This is a genomic window from Deltaproteobacteria bacterium, from assembly GCA_028818775.1.
In the GTDB taxonomy this organism is placed as follows: Bacteria; Desulfobacterota; Binatia; order UBA9968; family JAJDTQ01; genus JAJDTQ01.
In genome coordinates, this window is sequence record JAPPNE010000100.1 from 1 (window position 1) to 2,859 (window position 2,859).

Annotated in this window: 3 protein-coding genes; all 3 read left to right on the forward strand. The window is 67.5% G+C overall.

Annotated features, from left to right (window positions below; genetic code table 11):
* Positions 1-989 (forward strand): acetate--CoA ligase family protein (locus tag OXU42_11910; GenBank protein MDE0030093.1); only part of this gene is annotated, 989 nt, incomplete at its 5' end.
* Positions 986-1,810: an enoyl-CoA hydratase/isomerase family protein gene (locus OXU42_11915; protein ID MDE0030094.1), complete on the forward strand. Its 825-nt coding sequence runs from the start codon at positions 986-988 to the stop codon at positions 1,808-1,810. The genes OXU42_11910 and OXU42_11915, both read left to right, overlap by 4 nt.
* 22 nt (positions 1,811-1,832) lie before the next feature.
* Positions 1,833-2,859: ABC transporter ATP-binding protein (locus OXU42_11920; protein MDE0030095.1), on the forward strand; the 1,027-nt coding region annotated here is incomplete at its 3' end.

Genomic DNA, 2,859 nt, shown 5'->3' on the forward strand with positions numbered 1-2,859 from the left:
ACGTGGACTCCATCGTCATGGTGAGCGACAGCCGCGACGACTCGCCCATGGTCCCGACCCAGTACACGCAGTATCTGGCCGAGACCGCCCGGCGGACCGCCAAGCCCTGCTTCTTCATGAACACCCGTCCGGGCCTGTTTCGGCAGGAGTTCGCCGACGCGCTGCGCGCGGCGGGGGTCCCCACCATCGGCGGGGCGCGCCAGGGCCTGGGCGCCGTCGACCGGCTCGCGCGCTGGTCCGTACCGTGCCCCGAGATGCTGCCGGAGCCGCCGCCCAGCGCCCGTGTGGCATCCTTCCTCGCCAACGGGAACCCGCGGCGCTCGCGCTTGAACGAGGTGGATTCCAAGAGGCTGCTGCGTGAGGCAGGCCTGCCGGTAGTTCGGGAAGAAGTCGCGATGTCGCGCGAAGAGGCCCTGGAGGCGGCCCGGGCCATGGGTTATCCGGTGGTGCTCAAGGTGGCGTCCGACGATATCGCGCACAAGTCCGATCTCGGCCTCGTCGCCACCGGCCTCGCGGACGAGGCGGCCGCGGCAAGAGCGTTCGACGACATGGCGGCCACGCTGGAACGGCTCTCTCCCCCGCCCTCAGATGCCGTATTCGTAGTTCAGACCATGGTCCGCGACGCGGTGGAGTTCTTCATGGGCGTGAGCCGGGACCCTGACTTCGGCCCCGTGCTGGCCTTCGGGCTGGGCGGCGTCCTGGTGGAGATCTTCGACGACGTCGCGTTTCGCCCGCTGCCGCTTTGCGACGGCGACGTCAACTTCATGATCGCGGAGACGCGCTGCCGGCGGCTCTTGGGAGGCGTGCGCGGACAGGCCCCCCGCGACGTCCAGGCGGTGCGCGAATGCCTGACGGCGCTCGGGGAGTTCGCTTGGGCCGAGCGCGACTCCATCGCGGAGATCGACCTGAACCCCGTGATGGCGCTCCCCCGGGGCCAGGGATGCCTGGTGGTGGATGCGCTGATCATCCCGCGGGAGAAGAACGCATGACGGACACCGAACAGGTGCTCACCTACTGGAAAGACGGCGACATCGGAATCATCTCGCTCAACCGGCCGGAGAAGCGGAACGCCCTCAACCGGGCATTGTCCCAGGCGCTGATGGAGGCCCTCGACAACGCCGACCAGGACCCCGGCGTCACCGTCATCGTGCTGCGCGGCGAAGGCAAGAGCTTCTGCGCCGGCCACGACGTCGAGCGCAACGATCCCGATCGGGAGAAGGACCGGCATCACGCCATCCGCACGCACCACCGGCTGAGCCGGGGGCTCAGGCTGGCCACGGCCATCTGGGAGCTGCACACGCCGATCATCGCGTCCGTGCAGGGCCACGCCCTTGGCGAGGGATGCGTCATGACCATGCTCTGCGACCTGACCATCGCCGCCGACGACGCCTTGTTCGGAGAGCCGGAGATACGCTTCGCCGGACCCGCCACGGCCATGATGATGCCCTGGGTCATCGGCCTCAAGCGCGCCCGCGAACTGATCTACATGGGCGACATGATCGGCGCCGAGGAGGCGCGGGAGATCGGCATGGTGAACCGGGTGGTGCCCGCCGATGAGCTGGAAACGGCAACCCTCAAGTATGCCCGGCGCCTGGCGCTGATCGGCCCGGAAGCGCTGTTCTGCGCTCGTACCGCCATCAACCGTATCCTCGAAGCCCAGGGGATCCGCGCGGCCTTCAACAGCTCCGTCGATCTCATCGCGCCGACCTACGCAACCGAGTCGCAGGTACACCGCGACTTTCAGGCCAAGGTCGCCGAGCTGGGATTGGCCGGGGCCTTCAAGTGGCGGCGGGACCAGTTCAAGGAATGAAAAGAGCACGGGGCACCAGGCCATGAGCGACGCGTACCTATGTCTGACAGACGTGGTCAAGTCCTACGACGGCCGCGTCAACGCCGTGGACGGCATTTCCATCGACGTCCGCAAGGGTGAGTTCCTGACGCTGCTGGGGCCCAGCGGCTCGGGGAAGACCACCACGCTCCTGATGATCGCCGGGTTCGAGGAACTTACGGACGGCGCACTGGAGCTGGAGGGCCGTTCGCTCGCCAACGTCCGTCCCTACCGGCGCAACATCGGCATGGTTTTCCAGAACTACGCGCTGTTCCCGCACATGACCACCGAAACCAACGTCGCCTTCCCGCTCAGGATGCGCAAGTTTCCCCGGGAACAGATCCGGCCGCGGGTGGAGAAGGCGCTGGAGCTGGTAGGCCTCTCGGAGTTCGCAACCAAGTACCCGCGGGAGCTGTCCGGCGGCCAGCAGCAACGGGTGGCGCTGGCCCGCGCGCTCGTGTTCGAGCCTGACGTGTTGCTGCTGGACGAGCCCCTGGGCGCCCTGGACAAGAACCTGCGCGAGCAGATGCAGGTGGAAATCAAGCGGATACACGGCGAGGTGGGGATCACCACCATCTACGTGACCCACGACCAGACCGAGGCCATGACCATGTCCGACCGGGTGGCCGTGTTCAACGACGGCAAGATCGAGCAGGTCGCCCCGCCGCTTGAGATGTACCACCGGCCCGCCACCTTCTTCGTCGGCAACTTCATCGGCGACAGCAACTTCTTCGAGGCCGCCGTGGTCGACCCGACCGCCGGCAGGTTGGCGGTGGAGGCCCTGGGCGACGTAACCGCGGCCTGTCCCGACGGCATCGGCAGCAACCAGGTCCACGCGTTGGTACGGCCGGAGGACGTCCGGCTCGTCCATGAGAAAGAGGCCCTCGAGGGACTCAACGTCTTCGACATGACCGTGGAAGGCTCGGTCCACTACGGCGACAGCGTGTTGGTCATCGGACGCATCGGGTCGGTACCGCTCCGGATCCGGGTTCCGGGCGCGCAGGCGGAGGCCGTGGTGCACCACGGCCAAC

Coding starts and splice junctions, on each gene's coding strand:
- OXU42_11915 (MDE0030094.1), top strand. CDS start 986: ATGACGGACACCGAACAGGTGCTCACCTACTGGAAAGACGGCGACATC.